Here is a 19834-nt window from a genome sequence, read left to right on the forward strand (position 1 = left end):
GGTACTATTCAGGGAAGTGTTTCCAGATATAAACCGATTCGCAAAACTCAGCAGACCCGCGAACTTTTCAAGGCTTGCGAAAACATCAAATCCCGTTATTGGGTCTTAAACCGTAACGAAGAAAAAAAACCGGCAGGATTTCTCCTGCCGGTACAACCTGATGTTCATGAAGAGCGATAACCGCAAACAGATGATAACTGCCTTTGAGCTTACTTTCTTCCAATTTATCTGTTGATTCGCGGACGCGTTACCATCTGTCCGCCGTCATCATACCCATTCGGTTGTGATGTGCTTACTGTTCCCGTACAGATGATAGCCGCCTTGTGCATTACTTCCTAACAACCTGTCTGTTGATTTGAATAGACCTGCTATCATCTGTCCGGGTGAATATCGGGCTATTGGTAGCCGCCGCCGAGCGACCGGTAAAGGTCAACCATGGCGGTTAGGCGTTGCCGCTTGATGTCTGCCTGGGTCAGTTCGGCCTGCAGACTGCTGCCCTGGGCGGTGATGACTTCCAGGTAATTGGCCAGGCCGCTGCGGAACAGCAGGCGGGCGTTGTTGACGGCCTGCTGCGTGGTAGTGAGCCGCGAGCCGGCAATGGTTTGCTGTTCCTGGAGCTTATCCAGCTGCACCAGTGCATCGGTGACTTCGCGCACGGCTACGGTTACCGATTGCTTGAACCGGATAACAGCCTGGTCGCGTTCGTTCCGCGCTACTTCCAACTGCGTTTTGAGCCTGCGCTGGTTGAATACCGGTTGCACGATGTTGCCTGCCACCGTTCCAAAAAGGGAGTTCCCCTGGAACCATTTCCCGATCTCGTAGGCATTCAGCCCGCCGTTGGCCGTGAGGCTGAGCGAAGGGTACATGGCGCCCTGTGCTGCGCCTACATTGGCATTGGCGGCTTTCAGGCCCATTTCGGAGGCTTTCACGTCCGGGCGGTTGGCGATCACTTCGGCAGGAACGCCCGTTTGCAGGCTGTCCCACACCTGGTAACGGTCCAGCGATGCCGTGCGCGACACATCACCGGGCAATTGCCCCATGAGGATGCGGATAGCGTTTTCCTGGATGGTGGCGGCCTGTTCCAGCTGCGGGATGAGTTGTTCCGCCTGCTGCTGCTGGGCCACGGCCTGCTGAACGGCCAGCTCCGTCACTTCCTGCCGTTTTCTGCATGCGGATCATCTGGACGATGGTGTCGCTGAGGGCGGCGTTGCGCCGGGCGATATCGAGCTGTGCGTCGAGCATGAGGAGGTTGAAGTAGCTGTTGGCGACCTGCGCCACGATGCCCGTCTGCACGGCGCGGGCTGCCTCGTACGTCTGGAGGTATTGTGCCAGTGCGGCTTCCTTTTGCCGGCGGATCTTGCCCCAGATGTCGATCTCCCAGGAAACGCCCAGGCCGAGGGTATAATCCTCGATATGATCGGTTTGCAGGAAGTTATTGAGACTCAATCCATTCAGGCTGTTTTTGGACGGGAATGACGTGTTAGCCGTGGCATTCGCGTTGATAGAAGGCAGCAGGGCGGCTTTCGCCTGTTTCACGTAGGACGAAGCGGCTTCAATTCTTTTGAGCGCCAGCTGCAGGTCGAAATTGCTGTTGAGGGCGTTTCCGATGAGGTCTTGCAGGGCGGGATCGGGGAAGAACTGCTTCCACGGGGCGGCGCCGATGGTACTGTCGCCCGCCGCCGTATTGCCGAACTGGGCGGGCAGCGGGGTCTCCGGCCGCTGGAAGTCCTTACCCACCTTGCAGGCGGCCAGGGAAGCGGCGAAGAGCATAGCTATTAAGTATTTTGAATATTGCGTCATAATTGCCTTGATTTTACTTATACGGTTGCTTCTTCCATTTCCATCTCCATCTCTTCTTCATAAACTCTTAAGCCGGGGCGGCCGGTTATTTTTTCCTGTAAGAACTGGAATATCACATACAGCACAGGAATGATAAACACACCCAGGATCACACCGGTCAACATACCGCCGATGGCGCTATAACCAATGGAGTGGTTACCAACCGCGGAACCTTTGGTCACAAATACCAGGGGTATCAGACCTACGATAAAGGCGAATGAAGTCATCAGGATGGGACGCAGCCTGGCTCTTGCCCCGGCCAGCGCGGATTCGAGAAGGCCCATGCCGTTGCGTCGCCGCTGCAATGCAAATTCTACTATCAGGATGGCGTTCTTCGCAAGCAAACCTATCAACATGATCATACCAATCTGTACGTAAATGTTATTGTCCAGGCCGGCAAAACCGATGAAGGCAAATACACCCAGGATACCTGTCGGGATGGTCAGGATAACTGCGAGCGGCAATACATAACTTTCGTATTGAGCTGCCAGCAGGAAGTATACGAACAGGATGCTAAGCAGGAAGATGTAGATCTGCTGGTCGCCGGCGGAGATCTCTTCGCGGGTCGCACCTGTCCATTCGTAACCATAACCTTGCGGCAACGCCGTTTTAGCGGTCTCCTCAATGGCTTTGATCGCATCACCAGTACTGTAACCCGGCTTGGGCGTACCGTTGATGGTAACGGCATTGAACATGTTGTTGCGGGTTACCGTTTCGGGACCATATACACGTTTCAGCGACACCATCGATTTCACCGGCACCATTTCACCCTGGCTGTTCTTCACGTAAATACCATCGAGCGAGTGGATGTCGGTACGGTAAGGCACGTCGGCCTGCGCTACAACACGGTAGTATTTTCCGAAACGGTTAAAGTCAGAAACATAGCTGCTGCCGTAATATATCTGCATGGTCTGCATCAGATCGGTAATGGATACGCCTAATTGTTTGGCCTTGAAATTATCCACTTCTACCTTATACTGGGGGTTCCCCGCGGAGAAGGTGGTGAAGGCCGCGCCAATTTCCGGTCTTTGCATCAATGCGCCGATAAAGGCCCAGGCGTTGTTACCCAGCTGATCCAGCGGGCGCCCCTGTTTATCCTGCAGCATGAATTCAAAACCGCTCACGTTACCAAAACCCTGCACCGTAGGGAAGTTGAAGAAGAAGGCTCCGGCATCTTTCAGTTCGCTTGCAGGTCCGTACATCATACCGGTGATCTGGTCGATGTTATCTACTTCCCCCCTTTCACCTTTGTCTTTCAGACGTACAAACCCTGCGGCATAAGGAGATGCGGCGGCATTGCTGATGAAGTTAAAACCGTCGACCGTCCAGGTATGTTTCACAGACGGGAACTGGCGAAGCTGTTCGTCAATTTTTGATGTAGACTTATGCGTTCTGTCCAGTGAGCTGCCCGGAGGCGTGTTCAGCGCATATAATACGAAGCCCTGATCTTCCGTAGGAATAAAGCCTGTAGGTGTCTTCCGGACCAGTATAAAAGATGCGATGGCTACGATCACCAGCAGACCAATGGCAATTGCTTTCCGCTTGATCAGGAAATTAAGGCTCTTGACATACCGGTTCGTCATGGAGCGGAAACCGGCGTTGAAGGCATTAAAGAAGCGGCTTCCAAAGCCGGTTTTCCGGCCATGCTCGCCGTGTTCAGGTTTTAAGAACAAGGCGCACAGCGCGGGGCTCAGGGTCAATGCATTGATCGCGGAGATCATGATAGCGATCGCCAGCGTAAATGCAAACTGCCTGTAGAACACACCTGCGGGCCCCTCCATAAAACCAACGGGTATAAATACCGCCATCATCACCAGGGTAATGGAAATAACGGCGCCTGAAATTTCATCCATCGACTTCAGGGTAGCTTTTCTTGCGGGCCATCGCGTTTGTTCCATCTTGGCGTGCACCGCTTCCACGACAACTATCGCATCATCCACCACGATACCGATTGCCAGTACCAGGGCGAACAAGGTGAGCAGGTTAATGCTGAAACCAAATAGCTGCAGGAAGAAGAATGTGCCTAAAATGGCCACGGGTACTGCAATAGCGGGGATCAACGTAGAACGGAAATCCTGCAGGAAGAGGTATACCACGAGGAATACCAGCAAAAATGCGATGATAAGCGTTTCACGAACCTGGTATATAGACGCGTCCAGGAAGTCCTTGGCGTTGTACATCACCACCGTCTTAACGCCGGTAGGAAGCGAGGCCTCAAAATCCACCAGCAGATGCTCGATGTTATCAAGGATCTCATTGGCGTTGGAACCGGCAGTTTGAATAATAGCAAAACCGGCCGCAGGTTTGCCATCCAGCAGGTTGTTCGCTCCGTAGTTAAGCGCCCCGAATTCGATACGGGCCACGTCTTTCAAACGAAGCATGGAGCCATCGCTATTGGCTTTTATAACGATATTCTCATAATCTTCATTCAGGCTCAACTTGCCTTTATATTTCAATACAAATTCAAATGTTTCCGTGCTGTTTTCGCCCAAACGGCCCGGGGCCGATTCGATGTTCTGATCCCTGATCGCGTTCAACACGTCCTGCGGGGCCAGGTTATTCGCTGCAAGGCGGTCGGGCTTCAGCCAGATACGCATGGAATAGTCCTTGGCGCCGAAGATCTGCGCCTGGGCTACGCCGGGCACACGTTGGATCTGGGGGATCAGGTTGATCTTGATATAGTTTTGCAGGAACTTTTCATCGTATTCCTTAGGGTTTTCGCTATACAACCCCATGAACATGATGAAACCGTTCTGCACCTTCTGCGTGCTGATGCCCGCGGTCACCACTTCCGCGGGTAACTGGCTGGTGGCTTTGGACACCCTGTTTTGCACGTTCACGGCAGCGATATCAGGATCGGTCCCCTGTTTGAAAAAGACGGTCAGCATCATGCTGCCGTCGTTATTGGAGTTGGAGGTCATGTAGGTCATGTTCTCCACCCCGTTCACCGCTTCCTCTATCGGGTTGGCCACGGAACGGGCTACTACTTCGGCATTGGCGCCGGGGTAGACGGCCGTCACCGTCACGCTGGGCGGCGCGATGTCGGGAAACAACGTAACAGGCAGGGAAAAGTAGGAGATAATCCCCAATAATAGCAGGATTATGGACACTACCGTTGAAAGCACCGGCCTTAATATAAATAATCTTAACATGATAAATTCACTTTTAGATCGTAAGTAAAATTTGATGCTTGCATGTCATACTTTACAGGTAAAGTATGGACTGTTACTTACAACGTTTTTGACTTGAGCACGCTATCTGCCGGTACCGGCTGCGGTGCGATGACTGCCCCGTCCTTTAAATTGCCGGTTCCGGACAGCACGATCTTCTCGCCTGCTTTCAACCCGTCGCTTACAAAATAAAAGTTCGCTGTCTTTCCGGAAATCCTGATGGGCCTGCTGGCCACTTTGTTGCTGTCTGCCACGGTGTATACCAGCACTTTGTCCTGGATCTCGAACGTGGCTTCCTGCGGAATGGTGATAGCAGCGGGAACTTCCTGTGCAAACCTTACTTTGCCCGTGTTGCCCGTACGCAGTACGCCATCGGGGTTGGGGAAAGTGGCGCGGAAAGTGATGGCGCCGGTGGTCTTATTGAACTGCCCGTCAATCGTTCCTATTTTTCCTTTCTCGGTGAACGTGCTGTTATCTGCCAGTATCAATTCAACCGGAGGTGCATTCTTCAGCTTCTCTTCCAGCGTTTTGCCGGGGAAGTTGTTCCTAAACGTGATGAAGTCCGCTTCGCTCATTGAAAAGTAAGCGTACATTTCGCGTACTTCGGAAAGCAGCGTAAGGGGCTGGGCATCGGCGTTGCTTACGAGGGCGCCCACCTTATAGGGGATCCTTCCGATGTAACCGCTTACCGGCGCGGTAACCAGGGTGTAGCCTACATTGATCCGCGCGCTGCCTGCTGCTGCCCTGGCCTGGGCCAAAGCGGCTTTTGCTGCCTCATAGTTTGCTTTCGCCGTTTTCAGCTGTACCTCAGAGATCACGTTGCTGGCAACCAGCGGGGTCAGGCGGTCCACTTCAACCTGCATCTTTTCAAGGTTAGCCTGCGCAGCAAGCTGGTTAGAAGCGGCGCTGTTCAATTGTTCGGCATATACCTTCGGATCTATTTTAAACAAAGGCTGCCCTGCTTTTACATAAGCGCCTTCATCTACAAATATTTTCTCGAGGTAGCCGGATACCTGCGGGCGCACGTCTACATTCACCTTTCCTTCCAGCGAAGCGGGAAACTCCAGGTAAGTGGTAGCCGGGGCCGATGTAACCACCATCACGGGCAACTGCGGGGGACCCTGCTGGGGAGCACCAGCCTGGGGAGATGAGCAGCTATATAATAATACAGCCAACATCAGGATGCCTGACAAGTAACCGAGTGGCTTGTGTGTGGTCATTTTTTTGAGTGATCGTTCCATGTGTTATAGTGTTATAGAATTTAACGTGAGTCCGGTTTAACCGGCAAGGCAGCCTCGTGTTGAACATGTTGCCGTTAACAGACCCATGCCTTGGTTTGCTGGATTTCTAATGTTTTTTTGTTCGCCATTAATTGTTTCCATACCGTCCGGCCTTATGCACACGGCATAAGCATTGCTCTTTTTTTTGTAAAAAAGCAATAGACAGTACAGAACATTCAGGCATGGATGTGCCTGGCTATTCAAAACATGGTGTGAAAAAAGGAGACTACATACTGCCTGGGCCGCAGTAAAGGCTGTAACGATCAGGGTTTTTAGCGCACGTTGCTGTCCATGCGCTTAAGGACTCTGTTACAGTTAGGTTACTTAACTTTCATGATCGTAAGAATTGATGCGTTGCAATTGACACTGCAAATCTATAAAAAGTCACATTCGCTTGTACATTCCATATCACGGGATTAATTGTACTTTTCGCGGATGCTTTTTTGAAAAAGCGCAGGGGTTTGCCCGGTGTGCTTTTTGAAGAATCTTGAAAAGTAGGCGTCGTCGTCGAAGTTCAGCTCTCCCGCGATCTGCTTGACAGAATGCTTCTGCCAGAACAGGAGGCGCTTGGCTTCCATAATCCGTTTGGCATCAATCACCTGCTTCGCACTCCGCCCGATGGTGTTTTTTACCGTATCGTTCAGATGGCCGGGCGTTACATGCAGCATTTCGGCATATTCGCTTACCTGCACCTTGTCCCGGAAATGCTCATCCACCAGGATCTTGAACTGCACCCCCAGCGCATTGCCGCCGTAGTGCTCCGTCCTGTACTCCTCCCTTCCCGGGCGCGCGATGCGGCCGCAGGCGATGATGAAGGCAGACAGGATGTTCCGGATGATGGCTTCCTTGCGGGGCCGGTCGCCCCGGTACTCATGCAGCAGGATACGGGCAAACGACAGGAGTTCCTGCAGCTGGTGTTCTTCCAGGTGAAGGATACTGTCTTTGAAAGTGCATTGCCAGCAACTCAATACCCCCAATGTTTCCGTAATGAGGAAATCGCGGGTAAAGTACATGGCAAGCACTTCGGCGTCGGCACTCCGGTCGTGCTGGTGGATCTGGTCCGGCTCCAGCATGATCAGCGCAGGCGCGTGTATGGTATGTTTTTCGAAATCAATGTATTGCGTCACACTCCCTTTGAGCAGGATATCAATAGTATAGCCATCGTGCCGGTGCGGAGATGCGATCCCTTCCCAGTCGATTTCCTTTAAGTTGGCCAGGTGAATAATAAACTGCGAACCCTCCTCTGCAAGAGGGGAATCCTGTACGCTCACCAGGGGTATATGGTTGTACTTGGTCAGTTGCATGGGTCGTGTTTTTAAAGGTCATCTCTCCCGTGCCAGACGGTTTTCAATAAGCATAATTCCGGTCTGTAAAAGTAAGGCTATTCCACCTGCTGGCGTTCCTGGACGAGCACGAGATCGGCCAGTTTCACCTGGATGGGAATGTTCCCGACCTGTACCACGGCTGCTTTGGAGCGCAATTCGAGCACTTTGCCCACCTGGTTGTTGGTCCGGATCTTCACCTTGTCGCCTACCTTCACTTCCCCCTTGATCTCCTGGAACTTGTTGTCCACTTTCTTCTGGATCTTTTCGTTGATGGCTTTGGAGCGTTTATGGAAAAGCAACTCTTCGGCCTGGCGGATCACCTTCTGTTTATCGTCGGTCCGCTTCCATTCGATCACGATCTGCTTGAGCTTGCGCTCCATGTCTTTCAGATACTGGATCTCCTCTTCGCGGATCTTGTTCTGGAGTTTCTGGAGGGTATATTCATGCTGTTTTCTTTCCTTGTCCGACAGCACTTCGTATTCTTTCTTGAGTTTCTCGTTTTCTTTCAGCAGCTTTTGCAGGTCTTTCTCCTTGCTTTCCACTTTCTGCATATCCTGCTCGGCTTTGTTGAGGAGCTTATCGAGCCGGAAGTGCCCGTCGTCCACCAGTTTCCGCGCGCGGTTGATAAGGCTCTGGTCGAGCCCGATGCGCTGGGCGATGGAGAAGGTGTAGGAGCTGCCGGGTTTGCCGATGATGAGCCGGTAGAGGGGCGCGAGCTTTTCCTCATCGAAGCCCATCGCGGCGTTCAAGATACCTTTCACCTTTCCGGCCATCACCTTTAGGTTGAGGTAGTGGGTAGTAACGATCCCGAAAGCGTGTTTGCGGGCCAGTTCTTCCATGATCACTTCGGCGAAGGCGCCTCCCAGGTTGGGATCGGAGCCGGAACCGAGCTCATCGATGAAGAAGAGGGTCCTCCCGTTGGCGCTTTCCATGAAATGCTTCATGTTTTTGAGATGGGAGCTGTAGGTCGACAGCTCGAACTCAAGGCTTTGCGTGTCCCCGATATGGATCATGACCTGCCGGAAGATCCCGAGCTGGCTGGTGGGGTGCACCGGCACCAGGAGCCCTGCCTGCAGCATGAGCTGGATCAGGCCTACGGTCTTGAGCGTCACGGTTTTACCGCCGGCATTGGGCCCCGAGATCACCAGGATGTGATTATCCTTGTCCAGCGTCATGTTCACGGGGATGGTGGGCTTGCCCTGTTTGCGGTTATACAGCAACAGCAGGGGGTGGTAAGCTTCCACCAGGTGAACCTGGGCATGGGGCACCAGCATGGGGAAATTCCCGTTGATATCGAGCGCCAGGCGGGCCTTGGCCCTTATGAAATCGAATATCCCCAGGATATCGTGGTAGCCGGTGAGCAGGTCGTGGTGACTGGCCAGGTTGGCGGTGAGGGTCCGCAGGATGCGGTACACCTCTTTCTCCTCTTCCCTTTCCAGGGAAAACACCTCGTTGTTGAGCTGGATGGTCTCTTCCGGTTCGAGGAACGCTGTTTTCCGCGTGTCCGACTCACCGTGCAGAATCCCTTTCACCATGCGCTTCTGCTCCGCGAAAATGGCCACTACCCTGCGACCGTTGAGGAAACTTTCCTCGATGTCGGCCAGGTAGCCCTGCTTCTGGAGCTTGCCCAGGATCCGGTCAAACACCCGCCGCAGCTCCATCCTTTTACGGTAGAGCGACATGCGGATCTTCGCCAGGTCGGGCGTGGCGTTATCCAATACCTGCCCCGATTCGTCCAGCACCTCGTCGATCATTGTTACGATCTTCTTTTCGTAATATGTCCGCCCGATGACGCCGTACAAGGCGGAATAGGTGACTCTCCTGTCGTTATCAAAGAACCTGAAAATGCTGCCCATGCTTTCCGTCAGTTTGCGGATCATCATGAACTGCTCTCCCGTGAGTACGGCTCCCTGAATTTCCAGGAGGCGGAGCTCCTTTTTCAGGTTGAGGACGTAATCGTTCGGGAAATGCTGCTGCAACAGCACCAGCTGTTTATATTCATGCGCTTGCTGCAGCGCCGTTCTCACAAAATCGATATGCGTATGCAGGCGCAATTCGGCGGCCATCGTTTTGCCCAACTCCGTCTTGCAATGTTCCTGCAGCAATAACTTTACCTTGTCAAATTCGAGCTGGTACAGCGCCGAATCCGGAAATAATTTCACTTGTCTGTCAATTTTTAATCATGCCGCCGGCCCATGGCAGCCTTCCTTTTTTCGTTCCGCAAAGTTGGCCTATCCTCCGGAAATGTTGAAAACTGATTGATCAACAACCGGCAACGAATGACAAATGCGGTTCATCACCCGTCGGTTTTCAAAAGAATGTTAAAGTTACTTAACTTGTTGATCCAATCCGCCGCTGATATCGTTAATTTGAAGACAAAACTTCAAAATGAACTTACTGAAACATAGCCTGATTGTACTGTCGTTGCTGGGCACCAGCCTGGCATCCTGCGGCAGGCAGACGGCTGAAAAAAATCAAGAACCTGGAGACATGACTATTTCGAAAGACCAAAAAACGGCACAGGCTACCTTCGGAACGGGTTGCTTCTGGTGCACTGAAGCCCAGTTCCAGCAACTGGAAGGGGTATTGACGGTGGAATCAGGGTATTCCGGCGGCGAAAAGCCCAACCCTACGTACGAAGAAGTATGCACCGGCAACACCGGGCACGCGGAAGTGGTGCAGATCACCTACGATCCGGCCAAAATCACCTTCGCCCAGCTGCTGGAAGCCTTCTTTCTCAGCCACGACCCTACCCAGCTGAACCGCCAGGGCAACGACGTGGGCACCCAATACCGCTCGGTCATCTTCTACCATGATGCCGAACAACAACGGGAAGCGGAGTTTTACAAGAAGAAAGTGGAGGAATCGGGAGCGTATGACAAACCGATTGTCACGGAAATCTCCCCTTATTCGGCGTTTTTCAAGGCCGAAAACTATCACCAGAACTATTATAACGAGAACGGATCGCAGCCGTATTGTTATTACGTGGTGAAACCCAAGCTGGAAAAATTCAAAAAGGCGTTTGCCGATAAGCTAAAAAAATAGACGCCCCAGGGCGTCTATTTTTTTTATAGTATTTCTATATCCCTGGAGCCCTGGTAGAGCCATGACAATAAAAAATACGCTATGGCCGTGATTATCAGGACGTATCCCGCAAACCCCAGCGCCATGGCCGTTTCGGTCCGCATCCAGCTGTTTAGTTCCGAGAAGTAGGCAAAAACCGCCAGGATCACTCCCGCAATTCCGCCAATAAAGGTTACCGTTTTCATTTTAGGTTATACTTTAAGGGTTAAGCTTGCGAATTATCGCATTTTATACATCCTATAACGTGCCATACCGCGCAAAGTTTACAGGCGTGGATAAAGTTAATTTCCGCCGCTTAAAATGTGGATAACCCGCCACGCTGCGCGGACCGTTTCCGAGGAATTTTGGCACAAAAAAAGGACCGCCCCGAAAGGCGGTCCCCATTTCCTGCGATGCCTGTGCGGCATCCGGCTATTTCTTTTTCTTCTTGCCTGCAGCTTTAGGCGCTTCGGCCGTCAGGTCCTTGATACGGATGTTCCGGAATTTCACCACGGAACCGTGGCCCAGGAACCCAATATGACCAGAGGTCCTTTTCAGGCCGGGGTGGTCTTTATGGTCGAGGGTGCCGTTGTCACGGGCGTCGGCGATATCACCGTCGAGGATCACCGTGCCGTTGAGCTCCACCGTAATGCGGGTGCCCTTAACGGTCACCTGCTCGTAGTTCCACTCGCCAACGGGCTTCAGGAAGCCGCGTTTGGCGGCGATTACGCCGTATACGGAACCATGGTACTGGTATACCTGGAGGTTTTTGTAGATATCGGCGTCGTTATCCAGGATCTGGAGCTCCATGCCCTGGTAAGCAGCGTCGCCGGTGAGGGGCGCGCGGATACCCAGGCCGTTGTTGGCGCCGGGCGTCAGCTGGAACTCGAAACGGTATACGAAGTCGCCGTATTCGTTCTTGGTGTAGAGGTTACCGCCGCCATGGCCGCCGGGGCGGCAAACGATGGCGCCGTCTTCCATCACGTAGCTGGTAGTGTTGCCGGTCCACTCGTGCATGTTGGTCCCGTCGAACAGGATCTTGTACCCTTCTTTCTTCTCTTCAGCGCTCAGCTCGTAGGGCTTCGGGCGCTCGAACTCACGCACATACAGGTTCCTGTAATATACGTTGGTGCCATGCGCCTGCAGTTCGATCTGCTCTTCGGCGAAGATGGGAAGGCTGCGGTCCCAGAAGTTCTCCAGGATCACGTTTTCCACTACCAGTACGCCGTTGAGGTACACCGTTACGCGGTCGCCCTTCATGATGATGCGGAAGTTATTCCACTCGTTGATGGCGTTATCGGCAAGGGAGAGCGGTTTGGAAGGATTTTTCTGGTTGTTGTAAAGACCGCCGGATCCTACTTCAGCGCCAACATCGCGGCGGGTAGTGTCCCAGATCTGCACTTGCGGGGTACCGCGGAGGTAGACGCCCGCGTCGCCGTTCGGCTCGATCTTCCAGTCCACAAACATTTCAAAATCACCGTATTTCTTGTCGGTGCAGAGGTTGTCGCCATGGCCGTTGAACCACAGCACGCCGTCTTTCACGCTCCAGCCTTCGCGCATTTTGGCGTCGGCTTTCTCCTGTTCTTTTTTCAGGGTAGCCGCATCCATTTTGCCGCGTTTAATGGGATCGGCCACGAGGCCTTTCCAGCCGCTGAGGTCTTTGCCGTTGAACATCGACACAAACCCTTCGCCGGCAGGCATTTCGGAGAGATATTTACGGATCGCCTCGCGCTGGTAGCCGGCATCGCCGCCTTTCAGTACGGTGGACGTTTTCTCGAGGAGGCCTTTTACGATGGCGCCGCTGTAGGATTTATCCGCCAGGGCGATGTTCATCACCGCCTGCGCCGCTTCCTGCTGGGCGTCTTTATCGTCCAGGTACTGGCCGGCAAAAACGAGCGCGGGGAAGGTTTTGCATTGCTCCGCTTGTCCGAGGATGGATTTCTTCAGACCTGCGTCGTTGGTGAGCTCCATGGCGTTCTTGAGGAACAGGAGGCGTTGCTCGGCGCGGGTTTCTGCTTTGGCAAGGCGAACGTAGCCTTTCAGGGCTTCGGTCCGCGCGCCGGCGTCTTTCCGGGCGATATCGAGGAGGGGCTGCATGGCGGAAACGTCTTTCCAGGCGCTCAGCGCCGCTACGGCCGCTTTCTTTTGTTCTGCATTGCCTTTGTCGAACGCTTCTTTCACTACTGCGAGCGAAGATGCGCCGCCGATGCCGCCGAGTACGCTGAGGTAACGGTCGCGCTTGTCGGCGGGAGCGCTTTTCATGGCGGTTACCACCTGTGCGGCGTTATCGGAACCGGCAGCGGCTGCGATCACTGCTTCCTGCAGGCCTTTCACGTCCGGCGCACCGGCGGTGTTCAGGAGCTCCAGGAGGGTGGCGAGGCTGGAGGGGCTGGCTACATCTTTCAGCGAAGCGAACGCGGCTTTGCGAACGGTTTCGTTTTTAGATTTGGTGAGCGGCAGCACCTGAGCAAAAGCTGCGTCGGATTTGCGGGTGGCCAGCACGTCGAGCAGGGCTACCTGCGCACCGGCGGGCACGCCGGCGATCGCGGCGGCAGACTGCGTGGCTACTTCATTGCCTTTGATGGTTTTGAGCACCGACTGCACGGCGGCTACTTCCGCATCGTTGCCTTTCGAGATCACCTCGATGAGCGCGGGCACGGCCTGGGCGCCACCGATCTGGCCGGTAGCGGTGATGGCGGCAAGGCGCACTTCGGGGTTCTTGTCGGCCAGGAGGCGTTGTACCGCGGGCAGCGCGGCCGCTACTTTATTGTTACCCAGCATGCCAGTGATGGCTGCTTTGGAAGCGGGAGACGCTTTGCTGAGGGTTTTGAGCCATGCCGCCGTGCTCACTGCGTTCAGGCGCTTGCCGGCCAGTTTGAGGGCGGCATCGCGGTATTCCGCATTGGCATCGCCGGCGGCGGCGGTGAGGCGGTTCAGGTTACGGTCGCCGTACACCTGGTCCAGGAGAGACAGTGCGGCGGTGCGCACGTGCACTTCCTTTGCGTTGCTGAGCAGGCTTTCCGCCAGGCGGGCGGCTTCGCCCTGCTGGCCGTTCTGCGCCAGCTGCTGGATATAGGCCAGGTACGCGGTGGTAGCGTTGGTTTCGTCGTATTTGTAACCGGCTTTGGACGCGTAGCCTTGCATGGCTGCGGCGGAATTCGGCGAAGCGATGTACGACAGGGCGTACAGGGCGGTTTTTGCCAGCATTTTGTCCGGGGAAGAAGCCAGGGGCACCAGTACGGTGGCGGCTTCAGGAACGCGTGCGTCGCCGATGGCGAGCACGAGGCTTTGCTTGTTGCGGCCTTCTGCCTTGTTCACGGCATCGAGCAGCGCTTTACGGGAAGCGGCGCTGTTGATCTGCACGAGGGTGCGGGCGGTGATGGCGGAAAGGCGCTCGTCGGCCAGGTAAGGCGCCAGTGCGGGCACGGCGTCGTCGTTACCGATGGATTCGAGGCGGCGGATGAAGAATTCCTTCACCTCTTTATCCTGCACTTTATCGAGTGCTTTTACGTAAGATTTTACAGCGGCGGCTTTGAGGTTTTCTTTGCCGGGCTGGGTTACATAAAATGCGTAACCGGTGAGTGCGAATTCGGCGGGGGCGTTGTCGCCTTTGCCGGGAGCGGTCATCATGGAAGCGATGCCGAGCACGCCTTCTTCGCCCATTTCGGCGAGGGCCTTCATATTGGCTTCGAGGGCGGCTTTATCTTTGGCAGGTTGCTGTTGCAGCAAATCCGCCACTTTCGTATGCGCGGCCCGGTTATCCTGCTTCGGCTGGGCGAAAACCGCCAGCTGGGCGAGGCAACAGGCTGCGATCAGGAATGTTTTTTTCATCATGGTGCTGTTGGAAGGTGATGGCTAGATGGTCCAGGGTCCGCGGAAAGCCGGGAAGAGGAGGCGGTTGGCGCCTTCGTCGTTCACGAACTCCTGCTTCACGGGATCGAACTGGAGGTCGCGACCGAGTTGCAGGGCTACTTTGCCGATGTTGACGATGGTACAGGAACGGTGGCCGTTTTCTTCGTTGAGCGCAAATTTTTTGCGGTTCTTCACGGCGTCCACGAAGTCGGTCACCTGCGGCGCCGGATCGGGGAATTCAGCCAGTTTCTTTTCCAGGTCAGGGATCGTGGATTTGAAGCCGGGGAACAGTTTGCCGTTGGGCCCTTCGATATAGGCGGCCCCGGTTTCGGTGCCGGCGCCGTCGAGCACGATCTGGCATCCATCCGCATAGGTGTAGGTGATCTTGCGCCAGGTGCCCACCGCGTCGGAGTGCTGCTGGGGCGCGTCGATCTCTACCTTCACGGGGCTGGTATCATCCTTGCCGAGGAAGTACTGAACGGGGTCCAGGTAGTGCTGGCCCATGTCGCCCAAACCACCGCCATCATAATCCCAGTAACCGCGGAAGTTGTTGTGCACGCGGTGCGGGTGATAGGGTTTGTAGGGGGCGGGACCGAGCCACATGTCGTAATCCAGCTCTTTGGGAACGGCCTGGGGCTCCAGGTTGGTTTTGCCCACCCAGAAGAATTTCCAGTCGAAGCCCGTGTGGCGGCTAACGGTCACCTTCAGCGGCCATCCGAGCAACCCGCTTTCCACGAGTTTCTTGATGGGGTGAACGGTGGTGCCCATGCCATAGAAACGGTCGGCGAAGCGGAACCAGGTATTGAGGCGGAAGATGCGGCCATGCTGCTGCACGGCTTCCACCAGGCGCTTGCCCTCCCCGATCGTGGCGGTCATCGGTTTCTCGCACCATACATCCTTCCCTGCGCGGGCGGCGTCGGCAGCGATGATACCATGCCAGTGCGGAGGCGTGGCCACGTGTACGATGTCCACTTCCGGCAGCTGGATCAGCTCGCGGTAGTCCGAAAATGTCTTCACTCCCTTGTCGCCAAGCTGGTTCATGGCCTGCTGGATGTGACCTTTGTCGACATCGCAGATGGCTACAACGCGGGTGCCTGCATAACCGAAGTGACCGCGGCCCATGCCGCCGGTGCCCACTACGCCCTTCGTCAGCGTATCGCTCGGGGCCAGATAGCCGCGACCCAATACGTGGCGGGGAACGATGGTAAAGGCCGCTAACGCTCCCAGGGAATTACGGACAAATGACCGCCTGGAAGGATGATTGACTTTTTTTCCCATGATCTTTGTAAAAAAGGTAAAACGTGATTTGGAGGGACAAAATACAAATTCAATTCACACATTCTAATACTATTCGCTAAAAAGGTGATAAACTTTAGCTCAGTATTTATCGAATAAACAGACTTCTATAAATATTTTACAAAAGATCGTTTAACTTTAAGGAAATGTTCGCCACTTTTGCGCCACCACCGCAGTTATCCGGCCTCGTCCGGATGTTTTGGGTCTTCGAGCACGAGGTCCCGGAAAACGAGCCGTACGTGTACCGGTCGATGGCGGATGGGTGTGCGGAACTGATCTTTCATTACCGGAACCGTTTTTCGCCGCTGACGGGGTCGGAGGGCGCGGGGTTTTCCCATCTGCATGCCCAGACCAGCCGGCATTCGCGGTTCCTCACGCACGGGAGCTTCGGCATCTTCGGCGCGTACCTCTACCCTACGGCCATCCCCATTCTCTTCGGCCATTCCTCCAATTCCGTCGCCAACTGCATGCCCGACCTGCAGAGCATCATGGGCCGCGACGGCATCGACCTCGAAGAGCGCATCATTTCCGCGCGCTTCCATCACCAGCGTGTAGCCATATTATCGGGTTACCTCATTTCACTCCTCTCCCGCCGCAAACCCGCCAACGGCGCCGTCCAGCTGGCCGTACAATCGATCCTCCGCGCCAACGGGATGATCAATATCCGCGAGCTGGCCGGTTCCATCAGTTTATCGACCCGCCAGTTCGAACGTAACTTCAAAGCCGCCGCAGGCTTCTCCCCGAAACTCTTCACCCGCATCATCCGCTTCCACCGCGCCCTCGAAGCCTACGGGCAATTCGACGGCAACCTGACCGGCCTGGCATACGAATGCGGATATTATGACCAGTCGCATTTTATCCATGACTTCCGCGAGTTCTCCGGATACCTGCCCCGCGAATATTTCCTGGGTCGCCCGGAAGGCATCGAGTACCGCGAATAAAACACATGTCGCTTTTCTCCAATTTTCCCGGCAACGCCGCGCCTACCTTTGATAAAAACATCATTATTATGGCAACTGCAAACAAACCCTCGGGCATGAGCACCGTTAGCCCCTACTTCCTTGTGCATGATGGCGAGCGCTTCCTCGCATTCCTGAAAGAAGTATTCGGCGCCACGGAAAGCGGCGTGTACCGGAACGACGAGGGGCAGATTCTACATGCCGAACTGCGCCTGGGCGACGGCAGCATCATGTTCGGGGGCGCCACCAAAGACTGGCCCGCCGAAACAGGCGGCGTGTTCGTGTTCGTGGAAAACACGGATAATATATATAAGAAGGCTATGGAACACGGGAGCGAATCGCGGCAGGCGCCGGAAGACAAAGACTACGGCCGCGCCGCGGGTTTCCGCGATCCGTTCGGCAATACCTGGTGGATCACTCAGGCGTGAGCAGTGTAGTAATCCCACATGATGCGGAAGACTTTTTCCTTCAGCGCGGGCACATCGTCGCGCGTGAGGCCGGTGGTTTCGATCGGTTCGAGGAAATGGTAATCGATGCGGTGGGGCCAGGCGTAGAGGAACTTCCCGGGCACCTGGATCTTGAGCGTGTTGAAAAGCAGTGAGGGCATGATGGGTGTTTGCGTATCCACCGCCAGGTTAAACGCGCCGTCGTAGAATTCTTTGAGGGGCTGGCCGGTGCGGTTGCGGGTGCCTTCCGGGAAAAGGACCATGTGCATACCCATGTCCAAAGCTGCTTTCATTTTGGTGACGCTGTCGCGCCGGCTGGCTTCGCTGCTGCGGTCGACCATGATGCCGCCGATCTTGTACATCATGCCGAACAGCGGGATTTTGGCCATGGAGGCTTTCGCGAGTGTTTTATTGACGCCGGGCACGCCGGGGGTGGTCACGGGGACGTCGATCAGCGAGTTGTGGTTGCATACCACGACGTACTGGCGGCCTTTGGCGAAGTGATGCAGGCCTTTCCGGAATACGGGGCAACCGATCAGGGGCATGTAAAACTTCATCCAGACGCGCCCGAGATTCAGGAAATACCGGGATTTGCGGGGATCCGGCATGAGGGAGAAGATCCAGATAGGGATAAAGACGATGAGCAGGGTTGCCGCGAAAAGGAGCAAACCGTATACGGCGTACACACGTCCTGCGATATTTTTAAACCAGTTCATCTTGTATGGGATTGTGGATGGAGGGTTCCGGATATTATAATTGCCAGTTGACCGGCTCCTGGCCCTGGCGAACGAGCAGTTCGTTGGCTTTGGAGAAGTGCCGGCAACCGAAGAAGCCTTTATCCGCGCTGAACGGCGAAGGATGGGCGGCTTTGAGGACGTGGTGCTTCGTAGCATCGATGAGCACCTGTTTATCCTGTGCGAAGCGGCCCCAAAGCATAAATATAACACCTTCCTTTTCGTTGGAGATCTTGCGGATCACAGCGTCGGTAAAGGATTCCCAGCCTATTTTGCTGTGGGAGGCCGGCTCGCCGTCGCGCACGGTGAGGAATGCGTTGAGGAGCAGCACGCCGCTTTCGGCCCAGGGCGTGAGGTCGCCTGTTTGGGGGATGGGCATGCCGAGGTCCTTGTTCATTTCTTTATATATGTTGACGAGGGAAGGCGGCGGTTTGACGCCTTTCTGCACGGAAAAGCACAAGCCATGCGCCTGGCCGGGGCCGTGGTACGGGTCCTGCCCCAGTATGACCACTTTCACCTTGTCGAAGGGGGTTTTCTCGAACGCGTTAAAGATGTTGTTCCCTACCGGGTAGATGGTTTTCCCCAGGGCCTTTTCATGCTTCAGGAACATCACGATCTGCTCGAAATACGACTTCTGGAACTCTTCTTTCAGCGCTTCTTTCCAACTGCTTTCTATCTTTACGTCCATTGCTGTAACTTTGTTTCAGAGGATAATTTTGATTTATTGACGGAAAATTATATAAATTTGCACTCCCAATAAAAATAAATTTATTGTGATGCCGGACCGGTAGCTCAGCTGGATAGAGCAGCTGCCTTCTAAGCAGCAGGTCATTGGTTCGAATCCAATCCGGTTCACTAATTTGGACAAATCGGTTTTTACGCTGGTTTGTCCATTTTTTTCCCGCCACATGTCACTTCCGGCATTTTTCAATATCCGATACAATCTACTTCACATTTCGAATCCGGCAATATGAAATGTATTGTCATCGCAGTCGACGGCAAGGGCATGCTTTTTGGCAGTATATTCCATAAAATCGTCTATGGAATTGGTTCAGGTTATTGGCATTGGAGCCAGCATCGGCACAGGCGTCTCGTTACTGCCCCAACTCGTTAAACTGGTCAAAGAAAAGAGGGCCGAAGACCTGTCCCTGGTGATGATGGCCGTTCTGCTGACAGGCCTGGCGCTATGGATCGTGTACGGCATTTTGAAAAACGACGCCATAATTATAGTTTCCAACGGCGTGTCCCTTATCCTCAACATTAGTATTATATTCCTCAGCATATACTACCGGTCAAGACCGGATCCACGATAAATTTACAACGAAAAGGCATGCGATTTCCGGGCAATATTTACGCTACCGGCTGGATAACGCCCATAATTACACCTCCGTTGACCCAGTGAGCCTACCGGGGTGCAACCCGCGTACAATTTGCTATCTTCATCGTGATTCCCATTATGAAAAACGCCGGCTTGAAATCGTCGGGGCCGGCCAGGCGCTAAAAAACGGACGCATGAACAAAACATTTCTGGCTGCACTCGCGCTCGCCGCCACGTATGGCATGGCCTGCAATGATTCCCGTACTGCCGGCAACGTTAGGAAGGATTATTCCGGCTGGCCGGCCTATGCCGGCTCGAAAGACGGCATCCGCTATTCCTCCAACGACCAGATCAATACCGGAAACGTATCCGGGCTGCGCGTAGCCTGGACCTACAGCAGCCGCGACCGCGATTCCGCCAACCGCACCCAGAACCAATGTAACCCCATCGTTGTAAACGGCACCCTTTACGGCACCACGCCTACGATGAAATTATTCGCACTGGATGCCGCCACCGGCGCTCAGCGCTGGCTGTTCGACCCGGCGGGGGAAG

General features: G+C 54.5%; 15 protein-coding genes, 1 tRNA gene and 1 pseudogene. 7 read left to right on the forward strand and 10 right to left on the reverse strand.

Annotation, left to right across the window (positions count from 1 at the left end; translation table 11 throughout):
- On the forward strand, nucleotides 1–180 hold a 180-nt coding region (locus tag Q0510_RS22380), incomplete at its 5' end, for a hypothetical protein (RefSeq protein WP_298716691.1).
- Nucleotides 181–395: 215 nt separating this feature from the next.
- Here Q0510_RS22380 and Q0510_RS24915 read toward each other — a convergent pair.
- The 6 genes from Q0510_RS24915 to Q0510_RS22405 all read right to left on the reverse strand — a co-directional run bounded on the left by Q0510_RS24915 (nucleotide 396) and on the right by Q0510_RS22405 (nucleotide 9776).
- Complete coding sequence (locus Q0510_RS24915; protein WP_366941028.1) at nucleotides 396–1040, reverse strand: TolC family protein; 645 nt, start codon at nucleotides 1038–1040, stop codon at nucleotides 396–398.
- Nucleotides 1021–1770, reverse strand: coding sequence for a TolC family protein (locus Q0510_RS24920; protein ID WP_366941026.1), 750 nt, complete (start codon nucleotides 1768–1770; stop codon nucleotides 1021–1023). The genes Q0510_RS24915 and Q0510_RS24920 overlap by 20 nt, the downstream gene beginning before the upstream one ends.
- A 47-nt stretch (nucleotides 1771–1817) precedes the next feature.
- Nucleotides 1818–4991, reverse strand: coding sequence for an efflux RND transporter permease subunit (locus tag Q0510_RS22390; protein WP_298716693.1), 3174 nt, complete (start codon nucleotides 4989–4991; stop codon nucleotides 1818–1820).
- A gap of 77 nt (nucleotides 4992–5068) precedes the next feature.
- Nucleotides 5069–6250, reverse strand: a complete 1182-nt coding sequence (locus tag Q0510_RS22395; RefSeq protein WP_298716695.1) for an efflux RND transporter periplasmic adaptor subunit — start codon at nucleotides 6248–6250, stop codon at nucleotides 5069–5071.
- 455 nt (nucleotides 6251–6705) lie between these two features.
- Nucleotides 6706–7593, reverse strand: coding sequence for a helix-turn-helix domain-containing protein (locus tag Q0510_RS22400; RefSeq protein ID WP_298716698.1), 888 nt, complete (start codon nucleotides 7591–7593; stop codon nucleotides 6706–6708).
- 77 nt (nucleotides 7594–7670) lie between these two features.
- Nucleotides 7671–9776: a MutS2/Smr-associated SH3 domain-containing protein gene (locus Q0510_RS22405; protein WP_298716704.1), complete on the reverse strand. Its 2106-nt coding sequence runs from the start codon at nucleotides 9774–9776 to the stop codon at nucleotides 7671–7673.
- A gap of 328 nt (nucleotides 9777–10104) precedes the next feature.
- Between Q0510_RS22405 and msrA the strand changes: the two genes are divergently transcribed.
- A complete protein-coding gene (gene msrA / locus Q0510_RS22410; protein WP_298716724.1) occupies nucleotides 10105–10659 on the forward strand; it encodes a peptide-methionine (S)-S-oxide reductase MsrA in 555 nt (184 codons plus the stop codon).
- Nucleotides 10660–11109: 450 nt separating this feature from the next.
- Here the strand turns inward: msrA and Q0510_RS22415 are convergent, their stop codons facing one another.
- Together Q0510_RS22415 and Q0510_RS22420 are read right to left on the reverse strand one after the other, a co-directional pair.
- Nucleotides 11110–14511 carry a DUF1080 domain-containing protein gene (locus Q0510_RS22415; RefSeq protein ID WP_298716706.1) on the reverse strand — a complete coding sequence of 1134 codons (3402 nt, stop codon included), beginning with the start codon at nucleotides 14509–14511 and terminating at the stop codon, nucleotides 11110–11112.
- Nucleotides 14512–14532: 21 nt separating this feature from the next.
- Nucleotides 14533–15807, reverse strand: coding sequence for a Gfo/Idh/MocA family oxidoreductase (locus Q0510_RS22420; RefSeq protein ID WP_298716708.1), 1275 nt, complete (start codon nucleotides 15805–15807; stop codon nucleotides 14533–14535).
- A 164-nt stretch (nucleotides 15808–15971) separates the two neighbouring features.
- On the opposite strand from Q0510_RS22420, the gene Q0510_RS22425 reads away from it, so the two are divergent.
- Nucleotides 15972–16766 carry a helix-turn-helix domain-containing protein gene (locus Q0510_RS22425; RefSeq protein WP_298716710.1) on the forward strand — a complete coding sequence of 265 codons (795 nt, stop codon included), beginning with the start codon at nucleotides 15972–15974 and terminating at the stop codon, nucleotides 16764–16766.
- Between the two features lie 68 nt (nucleotides 16767–16834).
- Nucleotides 16835–17212 carry a VOC family protein gene (locus Q0510_RS22430; RefSeq protein ID WP_298716713.1) on the forward strand — a complete coding sequence of 126 codons (378 nt, stop codon included), beginning with the start codon at nucleotides 16835–16837 and terminating at the stop codon, nucleotides 17210–17212.
- On the opposite strand, the gene Q0510_RS22435 is transcribed toward Q0510_RS22430, so the two are convergent.
- Entirely contained in the window at nucleotides 17203–17946 is a 744-nt protein-coding gene (locus Q0510_RS22435; protein ID WP_298716718.1) for a 1-acyl-sn-glycerol-3-phosphate acyltransferase, read from the reverse strand. The genes Q0510_RS22430 and Q0510_RS22435 overlap by 10 nt on opposite strands.
- A gap of 34 nt (nucleotides 17947–17980) precedes the next feature.
- Nucleotides 17981–18652 (reverse strand): uracil-DNA glycosylase, encoded by a 672-nt coding sequence (ung, locus tag Q0510_RS22440; protein WP_298716721.1) that lies wholly within the window; start codon nucleotides 18650–18652, stop codon nucleotides 17981–17983.
- A gap of 93 nt (nucleotides 18653–18745) precedes the next feature.
- On the opposite strand from ung, the gene Q0510_RS22445 reads away from it, so the two are divergent.
- The 3 genes and pseudogenes from Q0510_RS22445 to Q0510_RS22455 form a co-directional block, all read left to right on the forward strand.
- Nucleotides 18746–18819: transfer RNA gene (locus Q0510_RS22445), tRNA-Arg, on the forward strand.
- A 185-nt stretch (nucleotides 18820–19004) separates the two neighbouring features.
- Nucleotides 19005–19277, forward strand: a complete 273-nt coding sequence (locus Q0510_RS22450; RefSeq protein ID WP_298716722.1) for a SemiSWEET family sugar transporter — start codon at nucleotides 19005–19007, stop codon at nucleotides 19275–19277.
- 199 nt (nucleotides 19278–19476) lie between these two features.
- Nucleotides 19477–19834: pseudogene (locus tag Q0510_RS22455) on the forward strand (pyrroloquinoline quinone-dependent dehydrogenase); the annotation flags it as partial.

It is taken from the genome of uncultured Chitinophaga sp. (assembly GCF_937874145.1).
In the GTDB taxonomy this organism is placed as follows: Bacteria; Bacteroidota; Bacteroidia; order Chitinophagales; family Chitinophagaceae; genus Chitinophaga.

Bases quoted from the DNA above. Each gene is read 5' to 3' on its own strand.
- Q0510_RS24915 (WP_366941028.1), bottom strand. From the start codon at position 1,040: ATGGGGCAATTGCCCGGTGATGTGTCGCGCACGGCATCGCTGGACCGT.
- Q0510_RS24920 (WP_366941026.1), bottom strand. From the start codon at position 1,770: ATGCTCTTCGCCGCTTCCCTGGCCGCCTGCAAGGTGGGTAAGGACTTC.
- Q0510_RS22390 (WP_298716693.1), bottom strand. From the start codon at position 4,991: ATGTTAAGATTATTTATATTAAGGCCGGTGCTTTCAACGGTAGTGTCC.
- Q0510_RS22395 (WP_298716695.1), bottom strand. From the start codon at position 6,250: ATGGAACGATCACTCAAAAAAATGACCACACACAAGCCACTCGGTTAC.
- Q0510_RS22400 (WP_298716698.1), bottom strand. From the start codon at position 7,593: ATGCAACTGACCAAGTACAACCATATACCCCTGGTGAGCGTACAGGAT.
- msrA (WP_298716724.1), top strand. From the start codon at position 10,105: ATGACTATTTCGAAAGACCAAAAAACGGCACAGGCTACCTTCGGAACG.
- Q0510_RS22415 (WP_298716706.1), bottom strand. From the start codon at position 14,511: ATGATGAAAAAAACATTCCTGATCGCAGCCTGTTGCCTCGCCCAGCTG.
- Q0510_RS22420 (WP_298716708.1), bottom strand. From the start codon at position 15,807: ATGGGAAAAAAAGTCAATCATCCTTCCAGGCGGTCATTTGTCCGTAAT.
- Q0510_RS22425 (WP_298716710.1), top strand. From the start codon at position 15,972: ATGTTCGCCACTTTTGCGCCACCACCGCAGTTATCCGGCCTCGTCCGG.
- Q0510_RS22430 (WP_298716713.1), top strand. From the start codon at position 16,835: ATGGCAACTGCAAACAAACCCTCGGGCATGAGCACCGTTAGCCCCTAC.
- Q0510_RS22435 (WP_298716718.1), bottom strand. From the start codon at position 17,946: ATGAACTGGTTTAAAAATATCGCAGGACGTGTGTACGCCGTATACGGT.
- ung (WP_298716721.1), bottom strand. From the start codon at position 18,652: ATGGACGTAAAGATAGAAAGCAGTTGGAAAGAAGCGCTGAAAGAAGAG.
- Q0510_RS22450 (WP_298716722.1), top strand. From the start codon at position 19,005: ATGGAATTGGTTCAGGTTATTGGCATTGGAGCCAGCATCGGCACAGGC.